This is a genomic window from Calidifontibacter indicus (assembly GCF_003386865.1).
GTDB classification, from domain to species: Bacteria; Actinomycetota; Actinomycetes; order Actinomycetales; family Dermatophilaceae; genus Yimella; species Yimella indica.
The window spans coordinates 1,981,960-2,002,155 of the sequence record NZ_QTUA01000001.1 but is presented as its reverse complement, the minus strand read 5'-3'; the positions used below and the strand labels follow the sequence as shown (position 1 = coordinate 2,002,155).

The 20,196-nt window shown below is 69.6% G+C and carries 19 protein-coding genes and 3 pseudogenes; 6 read left to right on the top strand and 16 right to left on the bottom strand.

From position 1 onward, the window contains the following. Positions 1–68: 68 nt before the first annotated feature. A complete protein-coding gene (locus tag DFJ65_RS09580) occupies positions 69–722 on the bottom strand; it encodes a hypothetical protein (RefSeq protein WP_115922830.1) in 654 nt (217 codons plus the stop codon). Between the two features lie 38 nt (positions 723–760). On the opposite strand from DFJ65_RS09580, the gene DFJ65_RS09575 reads away from it, so the two are divergent. Continuing rightward, on the top strand, positions 761–1,264 hold the full coding sequence (locus tag DFJ65_RS09575; RefSeq protein WP_115922829.1) for a flavodoxin family protein: 504 nt from the start codon (positions 761–763) through the stop codon (positions 1,262–1,264). On the opposite strand, the gene DFJ65_RS09570 is transcribed toward DFJ65_RS09575, so the two are convergent. Both DFJ65_RS09570 and DFJ65_RS09565 read right to left on the bottom strand, forming a co-directional pair. After that, complete coding sequence (locus DFJ65_RS09570) at positions 1,261–2,226, bottom strand: zinc-binding dehydrogenase (RefSeq protein ID WP_115922828.1); 966 nt, start codon at positions 2,224–2,226, stop codon at positions 1,261–1,263. The genes DFJ65_RS09575 and DFJ65_RS09570 overlap by 4 nt on opposite strands. Positions 2,227–2,276: 50 nt before the next feature. Beyond that, positions 2,277–3,173 (bottom strand): peptidoglycan-binding protein, encoded by an 897-nt coding sequence (locus tag DFJ65_RS09565; RefSeq protein ID WP_170144051.1) that lies wholly within the window; start codon positions 3,171–3,173, stop codon positions 2,277–2,279. Positions 3,174–4,071: 898 nt separating this feature from the next. Here DFJ65_RS09565 and DFJ65_RS09560 point away from each other — a divergent pair. Continuing rightward, positions 4,072–4,908 (top strand): patatin-like phospholipase family protein, encoded by an 837-nt coding sequence (locus tag DFJ65_RS09560; protein WP_115922826.1) that lies wholly within the window; start codon positions 4,072–4,074, stop codon positions 4,906–4,908. Then, complete coding sequence (locus tag DFJ65_RS09555; RefSeq protein WP_115922825.1) at positions 4,905–5,153, top strand: hypothetical protein; 249 nt, start codon at positions 4,905–4,907, stop codon at positions 5,151–5,153. The genes DFJ65_RS09560 and DFJ65_RS09555 overlap by 4 nt, the downstream gene beginning before the upstream one ends. A 16-nt stretch (positions 5,154–5,169) precedes the next feature. Here DFJ65_RS09555 and DFJ65_RS09550 read toward each other — a convergent pair. Both DFJ65_RS09550 and DFJ65_RS09545 read right to left on the bottom strand, forming a co-directional pair. Next, positions 5,170–5,655 (bottom strand): annotated as a pseudogene (locus DFJ65_RS09550) (ISL3 family transposase); the annotation flags it as partial. A 44-nt stretch (positions 5,656–5,699) separates the two neighbouring features. After that, positions 5,700–6,170 (bottom strand): annotated as a pseudogene (locus DFJ65_RS09545) (transposase); the annotation flags it as partial. Here DFJ65_RS09545 and DFJ65_RS09540 point away from each other — a divergent pair. Together DFJ65_RS09540 and DFJ65_RS09535 are read left to right on the top strand one after the other, a co-directional pair. Continuing rightward, positions 6,169–7,429, top strand: a pseudogene (locus DFJ65_RS09540) (IS3 family transposase). The pseudogenes DFJ65_RS09545 and DFJ65_RS09540 overlap by 2 nt on opposite strands. Positions 7,430–7,464: 35 nt before the next feature. Next, positions 7,465–8,610 carry a glycerol-3-phosphate dehydrogenase/oxidase gene (locus tag DFJ65_RS09535; protein WP_019310328.1) on the top strand — a complete coding sequence of 382 codons (1,146 nt, stop codon included), beginning with the start codon at positions 7,465–7,467 and terminating at the stop codon, positions 8,608–8,610. 241 nt (positions 8,611–8,851) lie between these two features. Here the strand turns inward: DFJ65_RS09535 and DFJ65_RS09530 are convergent, their stop codons facing one another. From DFJ65_RS09530 to DFJ65_RS09515, 4 genes are all read right to left on the bottom strand, one after another. Next, on the bottom strand, positions 8,852–10,237 hold the full coding sequence (locus tag DFJ65_RS09530) for a Dyp-type peroxidase (RefSeq protein WP_044496630.1): 1,386 nt from the start codon (positions 10,235–10,237) through the stop codon (positions 8,852–8,854). Continuing rightward, the gene (locus tag DFJ65_RS09525) at positions 10,237–10,953 is read right to left on the bottom strand and encodes a hypothetical protein (protein WP_044496629.1); all 717 of its coding nucleotides are present in this window, start codon (positions 10,951–10,953) and stop codon (positions 10,237–10,239) included. The genes DFJ65_RS09530 and DFJ65_RS09525 overlap by 1 nt, the downstream gene beginning before the upstream one ends. A 24-nt stretch (positions 10,954–10,977) precedes the next feature. Beyond that, positions 10,978–12,057 carry a catalase family protein gene (locus tag DFJ65_RS09520; protein ID WP_154594327.1) on the bottom strand — a complete coding sequence of 360 codons (1,080 nt, stop codon included), beginning with the start codon at positions 12,055–12,057 and terminating at the stop codon, positions 10,978–10,980. Between the two features lie 82 nt (positions 12,058–12,139). Next, the gene (locus DFJ65_RS09515; protein WP_102213537.1) at positions 12,140–13,429 is read right to left on the bottom strand and encodes an ISL3 family transposase; all 1,290 of its coding nucleotides are present in this window, start codon (positions 13,427–13,429) and stop codon (positions 12,140–12,142) included. Positions 13,430–13,532: 103 nt separating this feature from the next. Between DFJ65_RS09515 and DFJ65_RS09510 the strand changes: the two genes are divergently transcribed. Beyond that, a complete protein-coding gene (locus DFJ65_RS09510) occupies positions 13,533–14,303 on the top strand; it encodes a 1-acyl-sn-glycerol-3-phosphate acyltransferase (protein WP_115922824.1) in 771 nt (256 codons plus the stop codon). A 3-nt stretch (positions 14,304–14,306) separates the two neighbouring features. Here the strand turns inward: DFJ65_RS09510 and DFJ65_RS09505 are convergent, their stop codons facing one another. Genes DFJ65_RS09505 through hisD form a run of 7 tightly spaced genes read right to left on the bottom strand, consistent with a single transcriptional unit; the run spans position 14,307 to position 20,143 of the window. Then, the gene (locus DFJ65_RS09505; RefSeq protein WP_115922823.1) at positions 14,307–15,032 is read right to left on the bottom strand and encodes an SseB family protein; all 726 of its coding nucleotides are present in this window, start codon (positions 15,030–15,032) and stop codon (positions 14,307–14,309) included. Then, complete coding sequence (gene priA, locus DFJ65_RS09500; protein ID WP_115922822.1) at positions 15,029–15,766, bottom strand: bifunctional 1-(5-phosphoribosyl)-5-((5-phosphoribosylamino)methylideneamino)imidazole-4-carboxamide isomerase/phosphoribosylanthranilate isomerase PriA; 738 nt, start codon at positions 15,764–15,766, stop codon at positions 15,029–15,031. Before priA ends, DFJ65_RS09505 begins: the two co-directional genes overlap by 4 nt. Positions 15,767–15,780: 14 nt before the next feature. Continuing rightward, positions 15,781–16,395 carry an imidazole glycerol phosphate synthase subunit HisH gene (hisH, locus tag DFJ65_RS09495; protein WP_115922821.1) on the bottom strand — a complete coding sequence of 205 codons (615 nt, stop codon included), beginning with the start codon at positions 16,393–16,395 and terminating at the stop codon, positions 15,781–15,783. Further along, the gene (locus DFJ65_RS09490) at positions 16,392–17,009 is read right to left on the bottom strand and encodes a hypothetical protein (RefSeq protein ID WP_115922820.1); all 618 of its coding nucleotides are present in this window, start codon (positions 17,007–17,009) and stop codon (positions 16,392–16,394) included. The genes hisH and DFJ65_RS09490 overlap by 4 nt, the downstream gene beginning before the upstream one ends. 4 nt (positions 17,010–17,013) lie before the next feature. After that, positions 17,014–17,649, bottom strand: coding sequence for an imidazoleglycerol-phosphate dehydratase HisB (gene hisB / locus DFJ65_RS09485; RefSeq protein ID WP_115922819.1), 636 nt, complete (start codon positions 17,647–17,649; stop codon positions 17,014–17,016). Beyond that, entirely contained in the window at positions 17,646–18,812 is a 1,167-nt protein-coding gene (locus tag DFJ65_RS09480) for a histidinol-phosphate transaminase (protein WP_115922818.1), read from the bottom strand. The genes hisB and DFJ65_RS09480 overlap by 4 nt, the downstream gene beginning before the upstream one ends. Next, the gene (gene hisD / locus DFJ65_RS09475; protein WP_115922817.1) at positions 18,809–20,143 is read right to left on the bottom strand and encodes a histidinol dehydrogenase; all 1,335 of its coding nucleotides are present in this window, start codon (positions 20,141–20,143) and stop codon (positions 18,809–18,811) included. The genes DFJ65_RS09480 and hisD overlap by 4 nt, the downstream gene beginning before the upstream one ends. Positions 20,144–20,196: the final 53 nt, after the last annotated feature.

Below are 20,196 nucleotides of genomic sequence, written 5' to 3'. Positions count from 1 at the left end.
TCAACCGATTGGTTGATAACAACGGTACGCGCCATCCCTCGATTGTCAACCCATTGGTTGAATAATCCTCATTGGTTCAGCAGCGACACCCACCGGTGTTCGGCGCCGAGCGTCTGCGCCAAGGCGTCTGCGAGCCAGCGTCGGCGCTGCTCCTCGAGCAACGGCAGGCACGCATCGAAGTCGGCCTGATCCTTCGGTCGCACGCGAAGCGCTTTGTGCAACAACTGGATCTCGGCACGCAGGTAGCGGATGCCGTCCACTTCGACCAGGGCGTCGGCCATCGGCATCGTGAGCGCAGGGTCGCGCTTGTAGACCCAGGTTTCGGGCGTGCCCGGCGAGATGAGGATGTCGAACTCCCACGGATCACCGGCGGAGCGCCGCGCCCACACCTGGCCGCTCGCGCTGAGCTGCAACCGCTCGTCACCGGCCGGCAGCGATTCGAACACCGGCCGCATCATCCCGCTGCTGCACGACCACAGCTGCATCCGGCCGCGTGCGTGCGCGCGCAGCAACTCGAACTCGCCGCCGAGCACCGCCGGATCGCAGTCGTCGTGCTGCCGCAATGGCCCGGTGAGCGCCTCGATCGCGTAACCACCGGCGATCCACCACAGGCCCGGGTAGCCCTCGAAGAAGGAGGCTGCATCCGACGGTGTGCGCCCGGCCCACCCACCGTAGAACCACTCGAACTCCTCGTCGTGCAGTTCCCAACCGCCGATGCCCATTCGGGCAGCGTACTCAGCCGATGCGGTTGGCTTGTCCCATGTCGACGACCCCGTGCACGCTCCTGATCGCTCATCACTCCCCCACTCGCTCGACCCGGGCGCTGACCGACGCCGTTGTGACGGGCGCGAACGACGATGCGATCGAGGGCGTGCGCGTGGAAGTACGTGAGGCGCTCTCGACCTCGGCCGACGACCTGCTCGCCGCCGACGGCTACCTGCTCGGCACCCCGGCGAACTTCGGGTACATGTCCGGAGCGCTGAAGCACATGTTCGACTCGACCTTCCTCGCCATCGGCGGGGCACTGGACGACTCCGGCTCGGCGGCATCGACCGGCGGCACGACGGCGGGGCGACCGTTCGGGCTCTACGTGCACGGCCGCTACGACCTCACCGGCGCGGTGCGTGCGGCGACCTCCATCGTCGGGGCGCTGGGGTGGAAGCAGGCGGCCCCGGTGCTCGAGGTGACCGGCGATGTCCACGACGCAGCATTGGAGCGCGCCTACGAACTCGGCGCAACCCTTGCGGCGCTGCTGGCCGACTAGACCGTCAGCACCAGCTTGCCGAACACCTCTCCACTCTCCATCCGCTCGAACGCGTCGCGCGCCTGCGACAGCGGGCGCACGGAGTCGATCACCGGCTCGATGCGGCGGCTCGCCATGAAACTCAGCAACTGCTGAAGCTCGGTGCGAGTGCCCATCGTCGAACCCTGAACTCGCATCTGCTGGAAGAAGATTCGCGTCAGCTCGGCCGGCGGCGCATCACCCGACGTCGCTCCTGCGATGACGATGGTGCCACCCGGCTTGAGCGACTTCACCGAATGCGACCACGTCGCTGCACCGACCGTCTCCAGCACGGCGTCGACGCGCTGCGGCAGCCGCTCACCCGAAGCGAACGCGGCCTCGGCACCAAGCTCGACGGCCTTGGCGCCGCGCGCCTCGTCGCGGCTGGTGACGAACATCCGCAGGCCGGCCGCCGACCCCAACTGGACGGCAGCGGTCGCGACACCGCCGCCCGCGCCCTGCACCAGCACGGTGTCGCCCGGTCGCACGCCCGACTGCACGAAGAGCATCCGGAAGGCCGTCAACCAACTGGTCGACACACACGCGGCGTGCTCGATCGGCATGCCCTCGGGCAGCGCGACCAGGTTGCCGGCCGGCACCCGCACCTGCTCGGCGAGCGTGCCCGGGTAGCGCTCGGAGAGCAGACTGCGCTTAGGGTCGAGGGTCTCGTCGCCCGTCCATCCGGCGCTCGGAATCACGGCGTGCAACACCACGATTCGACCGTCTTCGGTCTCACCGACACCGTCGCAGCCAAGAATCATCGGCAACCGGTCGGCCGGCAGCCCGACGCCGCGCAGCGACCAGATGTCGTGGTGGTTGAGGCTCGAGGCCCGCATTCGGACGGTGACCCAGTCGGCGGGGGTCTCCCCCGGCTCGATCTCGCCCACCTCCAGGGCGGACAGCGGGTTTTCGGCGTCGGTGCGGGCGGCGTAGGCGGCTAGCATGACCCCACCATATGACCTGGGTCTCACAGGGCTACCTGCGCTCCCCCGCGCTACCTCGTGCCGCCAGAGCCCGACCCACGCCACGACGTGTGGTCCTGGATCGCCGCCGGTCGTGCACGCGCCGTCCAGTGGTTCACCCCGCCGGTGCACGGCAACTGATCGGGCAAGCGGGACGGCGCGGTCGTGCCGGCGAACGCCTGACAGAGCGCGAGCCCTCGGGTTGCCAGACCGGCCTTGATCTGCGCCAGCGCGGTCGGGTTGAACGCGTTCCAGGTCATGTGTGCGAGCACGGTGTCGTTCGACTGCGTCGTCGTCGCCAAGTAGTTCACGATGGCGGCCTGCGACGCGCCCGCCCAGTCGCCCGTATCCCGGGTCCAAGCCCAGACGCGAACCCCCTTGCTCGCAAGGAGTTTCGTGACCCGGGCATCCCACGAGCCGTACGGCGGACGCATGTACCCCGAGGCGGCCGAGGCCGGATCGATCTGCGCCAGCACCTGCGCGTCGGTGAGGTTGCGGAGGTTGGGGTGGGTGTTGGAGTGGCCGATGACGATCTGGCCCTTGGACCGCGCGTAGGTGGCGCTGAACGTCGAGCCGCGCTGACAGTCGCCGGTCGGGGCGAGCACGATCGTCACTCGCGATGCAGCAGCCGCGTCGACCACTGCTTTGAACGCGGTGTACGACTTCGGACAATCATCGAACGACAGCACGACCCGTGCGGTGCGGTTCGGTCCGCGCTGCTCGATGTACTGGACTGCCGTCGTGTACAGCGGGATCTCCTGCGTTCCGCCGATCAGCGCCGTCCAAGTGCGCGCGTCGACAACCCCGGTCGCGGGTAGCGCCTTCGTGGTCTGGAACTGCTTGACGTAGTCGAGAGCCACCGGGCCGAACGTGTGCGTCTGGCTGACCGGGTAGCCGTTGCGGTTGAGGCGTGCTTGGAGTTCCTGCACGCACCACCCGTCATCGCCTTGGTACAAGGTCGGCCGCTGCGAAACCGGTGTCACGTTCGCGCAGTATTTCGTGGCCGCCGCTGCGGGCGATGCGGCCACGAATGACCCAACCGTGGCGAGACCTCCGGCCACAAACGTGGCTGCGAAAGCACGGATCCGAAGCGTTGGTCGGGCGCGTAAGCGGCCGCGAGGAAGCGTCAATTGCATCTCAGCTTCTACCCATCGCCAACCCGCGATCATTCAGAATTGCGCGATAGCCCAAGGACGCCCGCGGCAAGTAGTAGGGCAGGGCCAATTACTCGATACTTGTCGATGTCACTACCGTTCGCCATGAGAATCAAGGTGCCGAGGAGAATCATGAAACCAACGACGGTTGCAAACCATGAGACTAGGCGCATTACAGGTCCCTGCAGTCGGAATAATTCCTCTCACTGACCACACCGTACTTGCGGCACCAAGAAGAGTTTCCGGACCGGGCGCGACGAGACGCAGGCGAGGTGTACGAGGAACTGCCCGACAACGGGACGAATCGCTCCTGCTGCGCGTCCGACGCCAGCAACAAAACCGTGCCGTCCGTGTTTGCAATGACCCGGTTGTCCTGCCCCAGCAGTCGGAACCAGCCCGTCCCAGCGGCACTCGAGGTGACCTGCGAACCCGATCCCAAAGCCAACGACTGGTACGACAATCACAACAATCAGCCCCTTGTCCCCTTGAGACGGCGAGCGCCCCTGTGCGCTCTGCGATCGATGCTGCCCCTTGGATAGTGCCACCCGCCAGTACCAGAACCTAAAGACTTGGCAAAGACCGCCCGAGGCGTCCGGTGCCGGACGGTCGGGTTCACTGCCAGCGGAATCCATCTAGCGTCCGGGCGAATCACTTGATCACTAGTGTCGATGTCATGGCTGCACAAACCCCGCGCACCGCGTTCGTTCTCGGCGGCGGCGGAGTGCTCGGGGCCACCCAGATCGGCGCGCTGCGTGCCCTGCTCGAAGCCGGAATCGTCCCCGACCTGGTGCTGGGCACCAGCATCGGCGCGATCAACGGCGCCGCGTACGCGGGGCGCCCGGACGCCGACGGGCTTGCCGACCTCGAGGACATGTGGACCCGGCTCACCACGCTGCGCGGGTTGCGCGAGCGCGCCTCCTACCTGCGGCGTCCGCGCGGCTCCGACCTACGCACGCACGTCTACCCGACCGGCGGGTTGTTGCAGTTGCTGCGCGACGAGTTGCCAGCGCAGACGATCGAAGACCTGCAGATCCCGTTCCAGTGCGTGGCCGCGAGCGTGGAACGCGCTGTGGCGCAATGGTTCACCAAGGGACCACTGGCCGAAGCCGTCATCGCGTCGTGCTCCGTGCCGGGCGTCTTCCCACCGTTCCGCATCGGCGACGAGCACTACTTCGACGGCGGCCTGGTGCACTCCATCCCGGTCGGCCGGGCGATGCTGCTCGGCTGCGAACGCATCTACGTGATGCATGTCGGACGCGTCGACCGGCCGCTGGCACCGCCGCGCTGGCCGTGGCAGGTCGGTCAGGTCGCGTTCGAGATCGCACGTCGACACCGCTACATGGAGGAGATCGAGTCGGTGCCCGACGAGGTCGACCTCGTCGTACTGCCGACCGGCACCGAATCGGCGCCGGGAGTGTCGATCGGGCAGATGAACGCGACCGCGGTGCGTCGGCGCATCGACAACGCCTACGACGCGGCCACACGCCACCTCGCCGAGCACGGCCGATGAACCCGCCCGTGCCGCCGCGCGTCGTGCGCCGCCTCGTCCGCGACCCCATCTACGCGATCGGCGCGCCGCTGATGATGCTGCTGTTGATCCTGTTGGGCGCGATCGTCTGGGTGCTGGAGATCCCGAGCCGGCGCAAGCGCGGCTGGCGACTGCTCTGGACGTCCGCGGCAGCGGTGCTGCTCGACTGGTCGGTGTTCCTGCGCTGCGTGTGGTTGTGGTGCGCGATGCCGGCTCTTCAACTTTGAGCGTGGTGCTGGGTGTTCACGCCGCGATCGGTCGGGGCGCATAGCCAATGATGCGGCATCTGTAGTTCCGATGGTTGCGGTACCCGCGCCCGACCCTCTTGATCGTCTTGGCGGTCAGGTTCGCCGCCTCGGTGCGAGCGTTCGTGACCCTGGTTCGGCAGAAGGTGAGCAGCTCACGACGCCAGGCCAGCAGGGTCCGGAACAGCGCGGCCGGCTCGGGCAGGTGGGTGGCTCGCACGGCGCTCTCAAGGCGGGCCCAGTGCCGCTGGAAGGAGGGCGTGTCGGTGGCGGTGAGGACCTGGCGGACGTGTTCCTTGATGCCCCACGCGACGGCCAGCTCGACGTCCTCGGCCAGGATCTGCTGCAGCTTGGTGCGCTGCCGGACGGTGAGCCGGTCACCGGCGCAGGTGAGCAGCTTGCGGTACTTCCACGGGGTGTCGGTCGCCCGCCCTCGGCGCTCGTGCAGCTCCCACACCCGGCGCCTCCTCACCTTGGTGACCATCTCGTGGGACTGTCCGCCTAACGGTGTAAGTGGCGTTTTCATGGTCAGCGGTCTTCGGCGGCCGGCATGCGGTCGGCGAAGGTGATAGCAAAGGCGTTCAACGCTGGCTTCCAGCGCATGGTCCATCGTGTCTGTCCGGTGCCCTTGGGGTCCAGACTCCGAGTGACGAGGTACAGGGTCTTCATCGCGGCCTGCTCGTTGGGGAAGTGGCCCCGGGCGCGGATCGCCCGGCGGTAGCGGGCGTTGAGGGACTCGATCGCGTTGGTCGAGCAGATCACCTTGCGGATCTCGATGTCGTAGTCCAGGAACGGGATGAACTCCGCCCAGGCGTTCTCCCACAGCCGCACGATCGCCGGGTAGGGCTTGCCCCATTTCTCGGCGAACTCCTCGAACCGGTCCCTGGCCGCGGCCGCGGTCGGGGCGGTGTAGATCGGGCGCACGTCGGGGCTTGACCCCGGTTCTTGGACACGCTGAATCCAGCACCTGCTGGGGAAGCGAGATGATCCAGGAATCATGGCCAGGAAGAACTACTCCGAGGAGTTCCGTCGTCAGGCCGTCGACTTGTACGAGTCCACCCCGGGCGCCACGGTCCGCGGCATCGCCGAGGATCTCGGCATCGTGCGCGGCACGCTGCGGCACTGGCTCGCGGTCTACGGGACCGGCAAGAAGACCGCCGCTGACGGGACATTGACCTCCAGCCCACTGCAGTCCAAGCCGTCGCCGACAAGCCCTACGGGTCCCGCCGGTGAGACGCCTGAGCAGAAGATCGCCCGGCTCGAGGCCCGGGTCAACGAGCTCGAGGTCGAGACGACGAAGCTGACCACCGAGCGGGAGATCCTCCAGCGGGCGGCCAAGTATTTCGCTGGGGAGACGGGCTGATGAGTCGCTTCCAGTTCGTCGCCGACAACTCCGCCACCTTCGAGGTGAAGCGACTGTGTGAGCCCGTCGAGATCGAGCGCTCGTCCTACTACGCCTGGCTCAAGGCTGCCCCGGCCCGAGAAGCCAGGGCAGCTGACGACGCGGCGCTGGCAGAGCGGATCAGGGCTGTCCATGCCGAGGACAACACCCAGGGTGCGCCACGGATCACCGCCGAGCTCAACGACAGCGCGCCTGCCGGTGAGCGGGTAAACCACAAGCGCGTCGCCAGGGTGATGCGGCTGCAAGGAATCCGGGGCTATGTGAAGAAGCGGCGGGTGCGGACCACGATCCCCGAACCGTCTGGCCAGAAGTACCCCGACCTGGTCAAGCGCGACTTCACCGCCCCGGCGCCAGGGCTGCGCTACGTCGGCGACATCACCTATCTGCCGATCGCCGACGGCACGAACCTCTACCTGGCGACCGTGATCGACTGCTACAGCCGTCGGCTTGTCGGGTGGGCCATCGCTGACCACATGCGTACCGAGCTCGTCGAGGACGCGTTGAAGGCCGCCGCCGCAACCCGGGGCACCCTCAAGGGCAGCGTATTTCACAGCGACCACGGGTCGGTCTACTGCTCGAAGGACTACGCCAAGCTCTGTCGCAAGCTCGGCGTCACCCAGTCCATGGGCGCCGTCGGGTCCAGCGCGGACAACGCGTTGGCCGAGTCGTTCAACGCCACCATGAAGCGCGAGGTTCTCCAAGACGCCGCCTGCTGGAGCAACGAACTGGTCTGCCGCGGCAGGTCTTCAGGTGGCTCGTCCGCTACAACACCAAGCGACGCCATTCGTGGTGCCGCTACGTCCCGCCGGTCCTCTACGAGACCGGCAACACCGCTACGCTGCCGACGGCTGCGTAATCACACCCCGTGTCCAAGATCCGGGGGTAGGGCCCTTGCGCGGTGCCGTCTACTACACCGACGGTCAGCTCGAGGACGACGCCCGCCTCGTGATCGCGCTGGCCCGCACCGCCGCGGCGCACGGCGCGGACGTCCTCACCCGGTGCGCCGCGACCGACCTGCGTGAGGACCGACTCACCCTCACGGACGAGACGACGGGCGAGAGCGTCGAGGCTCGGGGCACGGTCGTCTCGGCGACCGGCGTGTGGGCCGGTGAACACGACCCGTCGTTGCGGATCTCGCCGAGCCGCGGATCCCACCTGGTCGTGCGGGCCGAGGCGCTCGGGTGTCCCAGCGCCGTGTTCACCGCGCCGGTGCCGGGTCACTTCGGCCGGTTCGTGTTCGCTCTGCCACAGAGCGACGGCCTCGTGCTCGTCGGCCTCACCGACGACGCCGCTCCCGGGGTCGACGGCATCGCTCCGCCGGTGCCGGAATCCGACGAGGACTTCCTCCTCGCCACGATCAACCGCGCGCTGGAGCGCCCCCTGACCAGGCAGGACGTGGTGGGCCGGTTCGCCGGGCTGCGGCCGTTGGTGCTGCCGACTCCGTCGGGCGGGTCGACGGGAGGGACGAAGAGGCGGATCGGGAGGCACGGGTTCGGGGAGAGGCGCGAGCACGGCGCGTCGGGGGATCTGTCGGAGGGCGCGGAGCGCGCACTCGTCGAGGCGGGCGCGACCGCCGACGTGTCCCGACGGCACCTGCTCATCGACGAACCTGGCCGGCCCCTGACGATCGCCGGGGGCAAGCTCACGACCTATCGCACGATGGCCGAGGACGCCGTGGACGCCGCCTGCCGTCGTCTCGGGACGGACCGGGAGTGCCGGACGAGGACGCTCCCGCTCGTGGGCGCGGCGCCGCGGGAGGTGCTGGCCCGTCTCGAGGAACCGACCCGTCTCGTGCGCCGTTACGGCACCGAGGCCGGTCGTGTCGCGGAGTTGGGCCGTCGGTACCCCCGGTTCGCGGGCCCCGTCGCCGAGGGCGTCGCCTACACCGGTGCGGAGATGCTCTTCGGCGTGCTGGCGGAGGGCGCCCTCACGGTGGAGGACCTCGTCGAACGCCGCACCCGCACCTCCTTCGTCGAGTCCGCCGTCCCCGCCGCCCGCGAGGTCGCCGCCCAGGTCCTGGAACTCGCGACCACCTGACCCCCGCCCCCCGGATGACGTCATCGATGACGTCATGCGGGGTGAGGAAGGGGGCAGGGGGGCCATCGACACGGCTGAGCGCGTCGAGCGCGTGCTCGCCCTCGTGAGGTCCGAGGGCGCGGACGGCCCCAGAGCCACGGCGTTCCAAGTCGAGAGGCCCCCTCCCGGGTTGGGAGGGGGCCTCTCGTTCATCGCCGGTGCGGACGACCGGGCGAGCACCGGTCTCGATCCGCCGGCCTGGTCAGCTCTCCCAGCCCGCGTCGGCGATCCAGCGGAGGGCGGTGAGGGAGGGCATGAACATGTATTCGCCGCCGCGGAGGCGGTTGAACGTGGTCACGCCGTCGACGCGCTTGCGGACGGGGCGGTCGGGGATGGTGAACCGGCCCGGTTCCTCGTGGAGTCCGACGACGGGGTCGCGTTCGGTGCCGAGGTCGACGAAGTTGCCGCGGTTGATCCACTCCTGCTGGAGGAACTCGACCGTGTCGTAGGCGCGGGCGCTGATGAAGATGAAGAACAGGCCGCGCTCGTCGTCCTTGTCGTCGGCGGCGGTGAGGTCGGGGTCCCATTCGGGGCCGAACGTCGAGGAGCGGCGGATGATCCGGTGGATGTTCTCGTCCGTGAGGATCGTCAGCTCGCTGCCGCGCGGGTTCATGCGGCGCACGTGCGCCGAGTGGGGGCACATGAGGCCGCGGCGGTCGTCGGAGTAGTCGAAGTCGTCGTTGCGGGACTGATCCATGCCGAGGTCGACGTCGTCCTTCTCGGGGGAGAGGACGAGCGGCGCCCCCGACCGCCACCGGCCGACGAGCTTCGCGCCGAGGGCGTCGCGGGACTCCTGCGTGTCCTCCTCCGCGTGCTCGCGGAGGAAGTCGTTCCAGGCGCCGACACGGCTGTCGTACTTGCGGAGCACGACGAACGAGCCGTTACGACCCAGCACGTCCGGCGAGGGCATGGCGACGGGCGAACCCGTCTCGCTGTCCTCCCCGAGGATGAACTCGCCCGCGGCGATGGCCCGCTCCTGCCCCGGGAGGGCGTCGACGCCGGCGCCCGCGACGAGCGGCTGGCTGAGCGAGTCGTGGTAGCCGAACGGGTTGGCCGCATCCGGCGCCCCGAACGCGTGCGTGCCGAGCAGGGTGACCCCGTCGATCTCCTCCAGGTACCCCAGAGCCTTCTCCACGGCGTCCGCCAGGGACTCCTCCGAGTCGGCGTAGATCGTCACCGCGACGTGCAGGGAGTCGTCCTTGTAGAACTCCTCCCACGTCTCCGGGGCGTTCTCGCCCGTGTCCATGAGCTGGCCCGCGCGGGCCGCCATGCCCTGCCGGAACGGCAGCGGGAAACTCGCGAGGGACTCCTCCGGCAGGCCCATCGCCTTGAGGCCGGCGTGGCTGATCGCCACCCCCGTCCACGCGTGCATGTCCGCGGTCCAGTCCTGCGCCGAGGGGACGTACTCGACGAGCCGCCCCAGCAGGGCACGACCCCCCTCGGGGGTGTCGACCCGCAACCCCGCGTGGATCCCGACGTAGGGCTCGGGCCGCGACCGCAGGATGAGGGACTGGATGTCGTCGAGCTGCAGCGTGACGCTCTCCCGACGGAACCGCTTGCGCAGCTCCCTGAGGTGCTCGAACGGCATCAGTAGTCCACCCCCTGCGGCGTCGCCACCGCGTCCGACAGCGCCGACAGGGCCTCCCGGGTCGTCGCGTCCATCGCGGTGTTCGCCGCCATCGCGTCGAAGAACGTGTCCAGGGCCTGCTCCATGCGCTGGTACCGGCGCACGTCCACGACCGTCACCTGCGGGTTCGCGACGAACCACGCGGCGGCGTCGATCTGGTGGTCGGCGATGAAGTCCTTGACCTTCGGGGAGTCGATCCCCGGCCAGCCCTCGACGTTGGCGAACAACAGGTCCATGAGCTCGGGGATCTTCGTCGCGAAGTCGTCGATGTAGGTGTCCCAGTCGCCGTCGTAGGCCGTGGCGAACAGCACACGCGTGTCGTCGTCGAGGAACACGAACCGCATGTTGTGCAGCGTCGAGACGCGCTTGGCGCCGTCGAAGTCGCCGCCGGTGAGGCCGAAGATGCGGCGCAGCCGGTCGGCGCCGCCGGGCCTGAGGTCGGCGATGGCGGTCAGCTCGGACACGTTGCCGGAGCGGGCACCGGCCCGGCCGGCCGACTCGTACGTGCCCTCGTGGAGCGGGTTCTTGTCGGTGAGCAGGGAGTTGATCGCGATCTGGGAGATCGTCGGCGCGTCGGCCGCGACCTCCTTGACCACGCGGCGGAACTCCTCCATGCGGCTCTCCTCCGAGAGGCGCGGGTCGATGCGGGTCTGTTCGGACGTCAGCTTCTCGTTCATGGGGTCCTCCAAGGGGGTGAGGGGTCAGGCGGTGAGGTCGGCGAGGGAGTCCGGCTCCCGGCGGGCCACGGCGTTGAGGTCGTGCCGCTGCCGCGAGGACGACTCGTAGGCGAGCTTGCGCACGCGCATGATCGACCCGAGGGGCCGATGGGCCTCGACTCCGTTCCACGGGTTGAACGCGAGGTGGTCGTCACCGGCGACCCGACGGGCGGGTCCGCCGACGTCCTGCGGGTCGAAACGGACCGTCGCGACCACGCGGAACGGAGACTCGTCCTCGTCCCAGAGCACGGCGGCGTCCTCGACGGGCATGGTCTTCAGGTCGGTGCACAGCTGCGCCCGCAGCTCGTACGTCGCGCCCTTGGTCATGAAGTGGCGGACGACCGCGGTACGCATCGCGTCGAAGTCGTCGCCGACGTCGACGCCGGTGAGCTCGGCGACCTCCCCGGTCGGCGCGAGGGACATCTTGGCGACGTGGTCGCCGTAACGGATCGCGGCCTGGGTGTAGAAGGTCTCACCGAGCATGTGGGAGTAGTCGTTCGCGAGGCCCTGGACGGTCGCGCCGGGGGTGCGACCGAGTTTCTCGGTGATCGAGGCGATGCCCCGGGCGGCGGCGGAGACCGCCTTCTGCGCGGCGGCCGGGTTGCTCGCGTTCTTCTCGAGGATGTCGAGCATGTCCTCGTACTTGGTCACGGTGCCGAACGCGAGCGTCGGGAAGTTCACCATGAGGAAGTCCTGGTTGGCGCCACCGAGGTCGGGGGACAGGCGCTCGCCCTCCACGCCGATGATCTTGAGCGCGAAACCCCGCGGGGCAGGGATCTCGTCGGAGTGGATGTCGCCGGGTGCCGACGAGAGGCGGGCGACGACCTCGTGGGTGCCGGGGGTGGCGAAGATGCCCTGCGCGAGCTCGTGCGGCAGGTCGTCGTGGACGGTGAGTTGCCCGGTGATGATCGCGTGGCTCTTGGCGTGCGCGTCGCGGTGGGCGTGGCGGTGACGGTCGGCGTTCTCCGCCTGGGTGGCGGCCATTCGTTCGACGATTCGCTGGGAGATCTCGGCCTCGTTCTCGACGGGGACCTCGATGTCATCGTGGTAGCGGATGGGGTTCATCGGTATGCCTCCTCGACATCGTGACAACAATATTGTATTGGACTCAATTTGGCTCTTCAGCTTTGAGCGTGGTGCTGGGTGTTCACGCCGCGATCGGTCGGGGCGCATAGCCAATGATGCGGCATCTGTAGTTCCGATGGTTGCGGTACCCGCGCCCGACCCTCTTGATCGTCTTGGCGGTCAGGTTCGCCGCCTCGGTGCGAGCGTTCGTGACCCTGGTTCGGCAGAAGGTGAGCAGCTCACGACGCCAGGCCAGCAGGGTCCGGAACAGCGCGGCCGGCTCGGGCAGGTGGGTGGCTCGCACGGCGCTCTCAAGGCGGGCCCAGTGCCGCTGGAAGGAGGGCGTGTCGGTGGCGGTGAGGACCTGGCGGACGTGTTCCTTGATGCCCCACGCGACGGCCAGCTCGACGTCCTCGGCCAGGATCTGCTGCAGCTTGGTGCGCTGCCGGACGGTGAGCCGGTCACCGGCGCAGGTGAGCAGCTTGCGGTACTTCCACGGGGTGTCGGTCGCCCGCCCTCGGCGCTCGTGCAGCTCCCACACCCGGCGCCTCCTCACCTTGGTGACCATCTCGTTGGCCAGCCGCACCACGTGCCAGTGGTCCACGCTGACCTTCGCCCGCGGTAGTGCCTTGCGGACCGCGGCCCGGAACTCACTCGACATGTCCAGGGCGACGACCTGCACCCGCCGGCGCCACCACCGCGGCCGCGCCGCGAGCCAGGAGGTGACGACCTTGCCGCGGCGGCCGTCGACGACGTCCAGGATCGCGCCGTCGTCCAGGTCGGTGAACACGATGGACCACGGCTCGACCCGCTTCACCGCGTGGGTGTCCGGGTCGCGCAGGTAGCGCACGGTGCGGAACCGGTGCTCATCGATCCCCAGGTGCCGCACGTGCCGGCGGTCCACGCCGGTGTCCAGGTCCAGGGTGGTGGTGAGCATCCGCATCACCGTGGGCCAGGACAGGTGCGCCTCGTGCGCGACCCGGGACACCGCCCGCGGCTCGGCCCGGCAGGCGGATATCACCTGCTCGGTCAGCCGGGTCGTGACCCTCGCCCGCGCGGGCAGCTGCTCGGTCTCCTCGGTGAACGACCGCCGCGGGCACAACGACTCACGGCAGGCGTAGCGGCGCTTGCGCACGAGCACGTCGAGCCGCTCACCCCCGCACGGCACGTCCTTCACGCGCTGGGTAGGTCTTGCCTGGATCCGCGAGGACAGCACCCCGCAGGAGGGGCAGGCGCCCTCGCTCGTGGTCGTCTCGATCAGCACCTGCCGCGGTTGCTCAACGCCGACGCCAGGGGTGGCCGAGACGACTCGGTAACCGGACAGGTTGAACAGGATCGACGCCGCATCGACGTCGAACGTAGGCTTGTGCACGCTCGCGGTCCTCGCTCATGAGATGTCTAGACAACACCCATGCTGGCGTAGGGCCGCGAGCCCTACGCCAGGGCCCCACCACGCTCAAAATTGAAGAGCCGCGATGCCACCGTGGCGCCGCGACGAACAGGAGTGGCAGGCACGCCACGTGCTGGTGCTCGGCCAGGAGTTGCACCGGTTCGTGCTAGCGGCCGACCGGCTCGTCAGCCTCGACCTCCGGGTGAAGGTGCCGACCGCTGACCCGTCGCGTCCGGTGCTGCTGCTCGCCCGCCACGCCGGCCCCGGCGACTCCCTGCTGATGGCCTACGTCATCACCCATGACCTGCTGCGCATCCCCCGCATCGTGCTCAAACGGGCGCTGCTCTGGGACCCCGCGATGGACCTCTGCCTCGCCCGACTCGACGCCTACTTCATCGGCCCCGGTCTGCCTCGCGAGGAACGCGACCGACAACTGCGCGAGTTCGCCGAGCACGTACAGGTCGGCGACGCCACCCTGCTGTTCCCCAAAGGACGCAACTGGACGCCCGGCCGCCACGCCGAGGAGTTCTCCGAAGCCGTCGAAGACGGCGAACTCGAACGCGCCCACTGGCTCAAACGCAACCCGCGCGTGCTCTCGCCGCGCTCCACCGTCGTCCGCCGGATGTTGGCGGCACGGCCCGACTCGCAGGTGATGATCGCCGGGCCACCAGGGCCTGGAAGATCTGGTGTCACCGGCGGTGATCTGGCGGTCCCTCCCGTTGAACCGGCAGATCCACATCGACGTGCGGCTGGTGCCGGCCCCGACCGACGAGCTGATCGACGACTGGCTGCAGGCCGAGTGGGAGCGACTCGACGACTGGACCGACGCGCTGGACGGCGACTGACGCGTCGATGACCCCTACGCGGGGCGGACGGCGAAGGTCACCGCGTCGATGCGCGCCCGCACCTCACCGTCGGTGGCCAAGCGCTCACCGACGCGTTGGGCGATCGTGGCGACCTCGTCGCCGGCCAGACCCGGCAGCAGGTGCAACACGATGCGCAACGCGCCGTCGTCGCCTGCCTCACAGACCACTCGAGCGACCGACGGCTCCTCGGCGGCCGCCCGCGCGACGGCCGACACAACCTGCGGGTCGTCGTGTGCCGGCAACCAATCCCGTTGCATGGCAAGGGCCCACACCATGCTCGGCCGCAACGCGACGGTCGTCGGACCGGCCACGTCGACGACGATCACGTCGGCACGTTCGCTCACCGCCGCTTGCGCGGCGCGATCGGCCGTCACCGGCGACGGACGTGCTGCGGGGTCCCAGGCGTGCAGGGAATCCATCGAGGTGAACACCGGCAGCGCGCGGGTGCCGTCGGGAGCCACGAGCACCGCGACGGCCATGTCGGCGGCCTTGTCGGCGTGCAAGCCGCCGTCCTGCACGACCTCGGTCGCGTCGGCGACGATCGGCACGAGGAACCGGGCGCCGGCGAGGATACGCACCAGTGCGACCTCGTCATCACCGGCGAGGGCCGCGGCCACCGCCGGGTCGGCCGACCCGTCGTCGCCGCCGAACCCTGTGTCGGTGACCTGCCGCCCCTGCCAGGTCTGCCCGGCGGAGTCGGTGTGTTCCTCGGACGTCACGGGCGACCGGCGACGTCGAGTGCCTCGGGCAGCGTGAACGCACCCTTGTAGAGCGCCGAGCCGACGATCGCGCCCTCCACGCCGGCCGGCACGAGCTCACGGATCGCACGCACGTCGTCCAGCGTCGACACCCCACCGGACGCGACCACCGGGCGGTCGGTGCGGGAGCAGACGTCTTGCAGCAGAGCGATATTGGCGCCCTGCATCATGCCGTCCTTGGCGACGTCGGTGACGACGTAGCGGGCACAGCCCTCACGATCGAGCCGTTCGAGCGTCTCGTAGAGGTCGCCGCCCTCCTTGGTCCAGCCGCGGGCCGCGAGGGTGGTGCCGCGCACGTCGAGGCCGACGGCCACCCGGTCGCCGTGCTCCGCGATCGCCTGCGCGGTCCATTCCGGGTTCTCCAGCGCCGCCGTGCCGAGGTTGACCCGCCGGCAGCCACTGGCCAGGGCCCGCTCGAGCGTCTCGGCATCACGGATGCCACCGGACAGCTCGACCTTGATGTCGAGCCGCTGCACGATCGAGGCGAGCAGTTCGTGGTTGCTGCCGCGGCCGAACGCCGCGTCGAGGTCGACGAGGTGCAGCCACTCCGAACCCTGGTCCTGCCAGCCCTTCGCCGCCAACCAAGGGTCGCCGAACTCACCGCCGCTGCCGGCCACCCCCTGCACCAGCTGCACGGCACGTCCGTCGACCACGTCGACGGCGGGCAGAAGTTCGAGGCGGGGGCTTTCGGTCATCGGGTTCACCTGTCTCACAACGAATCACACCAGTTGCGCAGGAGCTGCGCACCGGCGTCCCCGGACTTCTCCGGGTGGAACTGGGTGCCGGCGAGCACGCCGGCCTCGACGGCCGCGACGAACGGGTCGCCGTGGGTAGCCGTGCTGACAACGGCATCGGACGCGCCCCGCCAGCGCGGCGGCGCGTAGGAGTGCACGAAGTAGAACCGTTCGCCGTCGAGCCCGTCGAGCAGGCGGCTGCCGGCTGCGGCGGTCACCTCGCTCCAGCCCATGTGCGGCACGACATCGGCGGTCAGTCGAGCGACGGTGCCGGGCCAGAGCCCGAGCCCGGGCAGTTGGGCGCGCGCGGGCTCGACACTGCCGTCGAACAGCACCTGGTAGCCGACGCAGACACCGAGCACGGGGCGTCCGGCGGCCAGCCGCGCACCGATCAGCGCGCCACCGTCGACCGCGTTGAGTCCTGCCATGCAGGCGTGGAAGTTGCCGACACCGGGCACGTAGAGCCCGTCGGCGTTGCGGACGGCGTCGGGGTCGGCGCTGAGGTCGACGTCGGCACCGATGCGTTCGAGCATCCGCACCACCGAGCGCACATTGCCGCTGCCGTAGTCGAGCACGACCACCTTGGTCATGAGTGTTCCCGCAGTTCGGCGCGCATGTCGTCCTCGTCGCGGGCCACCTTCTCGAAGTGACCGACGGCGCTCTTGTCGGGCTCGACCAGCACCGCCTCGAGGTCCGACTTCACACCTTCGCCGCGCAGCATCGCCGCCCCCGGCAACGCGAGCACCTTCATCAGTTCCTGCAGTCGCTCGACCGGTCGTCCGGTGCGGGCGCCGAGCACGCGGGTCACCGCACGCACATCCCCCTCGTGCAGACCGGCCGCCTCGGCCAACTGCCCCACCTTCAGCGTCGGGAAGCCGGGCATCTCGTCGGCGCCGTGACCGGGCGCCCAGCTCAGCATCCGGGGCGTCGACCGCGAACCCCGGGTCTGTGCGGAGACCACCGCGATGTCGCCGATCACGAAGAAACCCAACGCGGTTCGCAACCGGGTCGGCACCGGACGGTTCGCCAGCACGGTCAGCGAGTCGTCGTACGGCGCGCCCAACTGGGTGTGATCGGCGGGCACGATCGCCGTCCATCCCGGCAACGGCACCACGTAACTGGGCACGACCCCACGCCGCACCCACGCGTCGGCGAGCTTGGCGTCGGCATGCAGCAGGAGAACGCCCGGAAGGGTGTCGGTCATCGGTTCACAGCACGCCCTTGGCGCTCGGCACGCCCTGCACCCGCGGGTCACGGGCGACGGCCGCGCGCAGCGCACGGGCCACGGCCTTGAACTGGGTCTCGACGATGTGGTGGGGGTCGCGACCCGACAGCACACGCACGTGCAGCGCGATGCCGGCGTGGTAGGCGAAGCTCTCCAGCACGTGGCGGGTCAGCGAGCCGGTGTAGTTGCCGCCGATGATCGCGTAGATCTGACCTTCGGGCTCGCCCTCGTGCACGAAGTAGGGGCGTCCGGCGACGTCGACGACGGCCTGCACGAGCGCCTCGTCGAGCGGCACCGTGGCGTCGCCGAACCGGCTGATGCCGGTCTTGTCGCCCAGCGCCTCGCGCACCGCCTGACCGAGCAGGATCGCGGTGTCCTCGACGCTGTGGTGGGCGTCGACGTCGACATCGCCGACGGTCTTCACGGTGAGGTCGATGAGCGAGTGCTTCGCCAGGCTCTCGAGCATGTGGTCGTAGAACCGCACGCCGGTCGAGATGTCGGCGCGGCCGGTGCCGTCGAGGTCGACACGCACCTCCACCGAGCTCTCGGAGGTCTTGCGGGACAACTCGGCAACACGATTGGGCTGCGGCGAATACGGTTGCGCCTGAACCGAAGTCATGCGGTCTCCTGACGGGGTGTGGCGGTCTGGACGGCGGCGAGCGCGGCCAGGACGGCGTCGGTCTCGGACGGTGTGCCGGCGGTGATGCGCAGGTGGTGCGCAATGCCGACGTCGCGCACGAGCACGCCCTGGTCGAGCAGAGCCTGCCAGGTCGCGGCGGCGTCGTCGAACCCGCCGACGAGCACGAAGTTGGCGTCGCTGGGCACCGGGTCGAGCCCGAGCGCGGCGCATCCGTCGACGAGGCGGTCGCGCTCGGCCTTGATCGCCTCGACCATCGCGAGCATCGCGGTGCGGTGCTCCAGTGCGGCGCAGGCGACGGCCTGGGTCACCGACGACAGGTGGTAGGGCATGCGCACGAGTCGCAGGATGTCGACGAGTTCGGGGTCGGCCGCCAGGTAACCGAGCCGCACACCTGCGAACGCGAAGGCCTTCGACATGGTGCGGGTGACGACCAGGCGCGGGCGTCCGGCCAGCAGGGTGAGCGCGCTCGGTGTGCCCGGCCGCGCGAATTCGGCGTAGGCCTCGTCAACCACGACGATCGCGTCGGGCGCCGCCTCGTAGACCGCCTCGACCACCGAGAGGTCGAGTGCCGTGCCGGTCGGGTTGTTGGGTGAGGTCAGGAACACCACGTGCGGGTCGTGCTCCCGGCACTGCGCAACGGCGAGGTCGGTGTCGACGTCGAACCGGGTCTGAGCCGGACGCGCGGCCCGGTCGGCAGGCTGGGCAGGGTCGGACGGGTCGGCGCTGCGCAGACCGTCGACCCAGGTGGTGCCGGCCACCCGGGAGATGATCGGGTGCATCGAGTAGGAGGGGGTGAAACCGAGCGCGATCCGGCCAGGCCCACCGAAGGCCTGCACGATGTGCTGCAGCACCTCGTTCGAACCGTTGCCGGCCCAGACCTGCTCGACCGGCACATCGACGCCGGTGGTGGTCGTGAGGTACTCGGCGAGGTCGGCGCGCAGCGTCGTGAACTCGCGGTCGGGGTACCGGTTCAGCGACCCCGCGACGGCCTCGACGCGCTCGACGATGGCGGCGACCACGTCGGCCGGCACGCCGTACGACGACTCGTTGGTGTTGAGCGCGACCGGCACCTCGAGTTGCGGGGCACCGTAGGCGGTGCGACCGCGCAGATCTTCGCGCAACAGGCGCTGCAACTCGCTCATCGGTCGCCCTCGAAACGCGCGGTGACGGCCTCGCCGTGCGCCGGAAGATCTTCCGAATTCGCAAGCGTGACAACGGTGTCAGCGACCTCCGCGAGAGCGTCGCGTGAGTAGTCGACGATGTGCACACCGCGCAGGAACGACTGCACCGACAGGCCGCTGGAGTGGCAGGCGCATCCACCGGTGGGCAGCACGTGGTTGGAGCCGGCGGCGTAGTCGCCGAGGCTCACCGGGGCGAACGAGCCGACGAAGATCGCACCTGCGTTGCGCACCCGGGCGGCCACAGCCGCAGCGTCGGCGGTCTGGATCTCGAGGTGCTCGGCGGCGTAGGCGTCGACGACCCGCAGGCCCGCGTCGACGTCGTCGACGAGCACCGTGCCCGACTGGCGACCGCGCAGCGCGACGTCGACCCGCTCGTGGTGCTTCGTGGCGGCAGCACGCCGCGCCAGCGCGACATCGACGGCGTCGGCCAACTCGGTCGAATCGGTGACGAGCACCGAGGCGGCGAGTTCGTCGTGCTCGGCCTGACTGATGAGGTCGGCCGCCACCAACTCGGGGTCTGCCGTGCCGTCGGCCAGGATCGCGATCTCGGTGGGGCCGGCCTCGGCGTCGATGCCGATCAGCCCCTTGAGCAGGCGCTTGGCCGCGGCGACGTAGATGTTGCCCGGGCCGGTCACCAGGGTTGCCGGCTCGCACACGGTGGCACCGTCGGCGTCGCGGGCGCCGTACGCGAACATCGCCACGGCCTGGGCGCCGCCGGCGGCGTAGACCTCGTCGACACCCAGCAGGGCGCAGGCGGCGAGGATCGTAGGGTGCGGGTAGCCGCCGTTGTCCCGCTGCGGCGGGCTGGCGACCGCGATCGACCCGACCTCGGCGAGCTGTGCCGGAACGACGTTCATCACGACGCTGCTGGGGTAGACGGCCTTGCCGCCGGGCACATAAAGCCCAACGCGGTCGACCGGGATCCACTTCTCGGTCACGCTGCCGCCCGGGGCGACCTGGGTGGTCACCGTCTGCCGACGCTGATCGGAGTGCACGAGGCGCGCACGCCGGATCGACTCCTCGAGCGCGGCACGCACCGCCGGGTCGAGGTCGGCGAGGGCGGCGTCGAGCACCTCCTGCGGCACCCGCAGCGACGGCGGGCGCACCCCGTCGAACTTCTCCCCCAGCTCCAGCAGCGCCTGCTCTCCCCCATGCTCGACGTGCTCGCAGATCGGTCGCAGCGCGTCCAGCGCGGCCTCGACGTCGAACTCGGCACGGGGCAAGGTGGCGCGCAGGCCGCGGGCGTCCAGGTCGGACAACGCCGCGCCGCGCAGATCGATTCGGGAAAGCACGGACCTCAGTTTACGAACACCGTCCGAGTGATGGTCGTCGCGTCCACATTGCC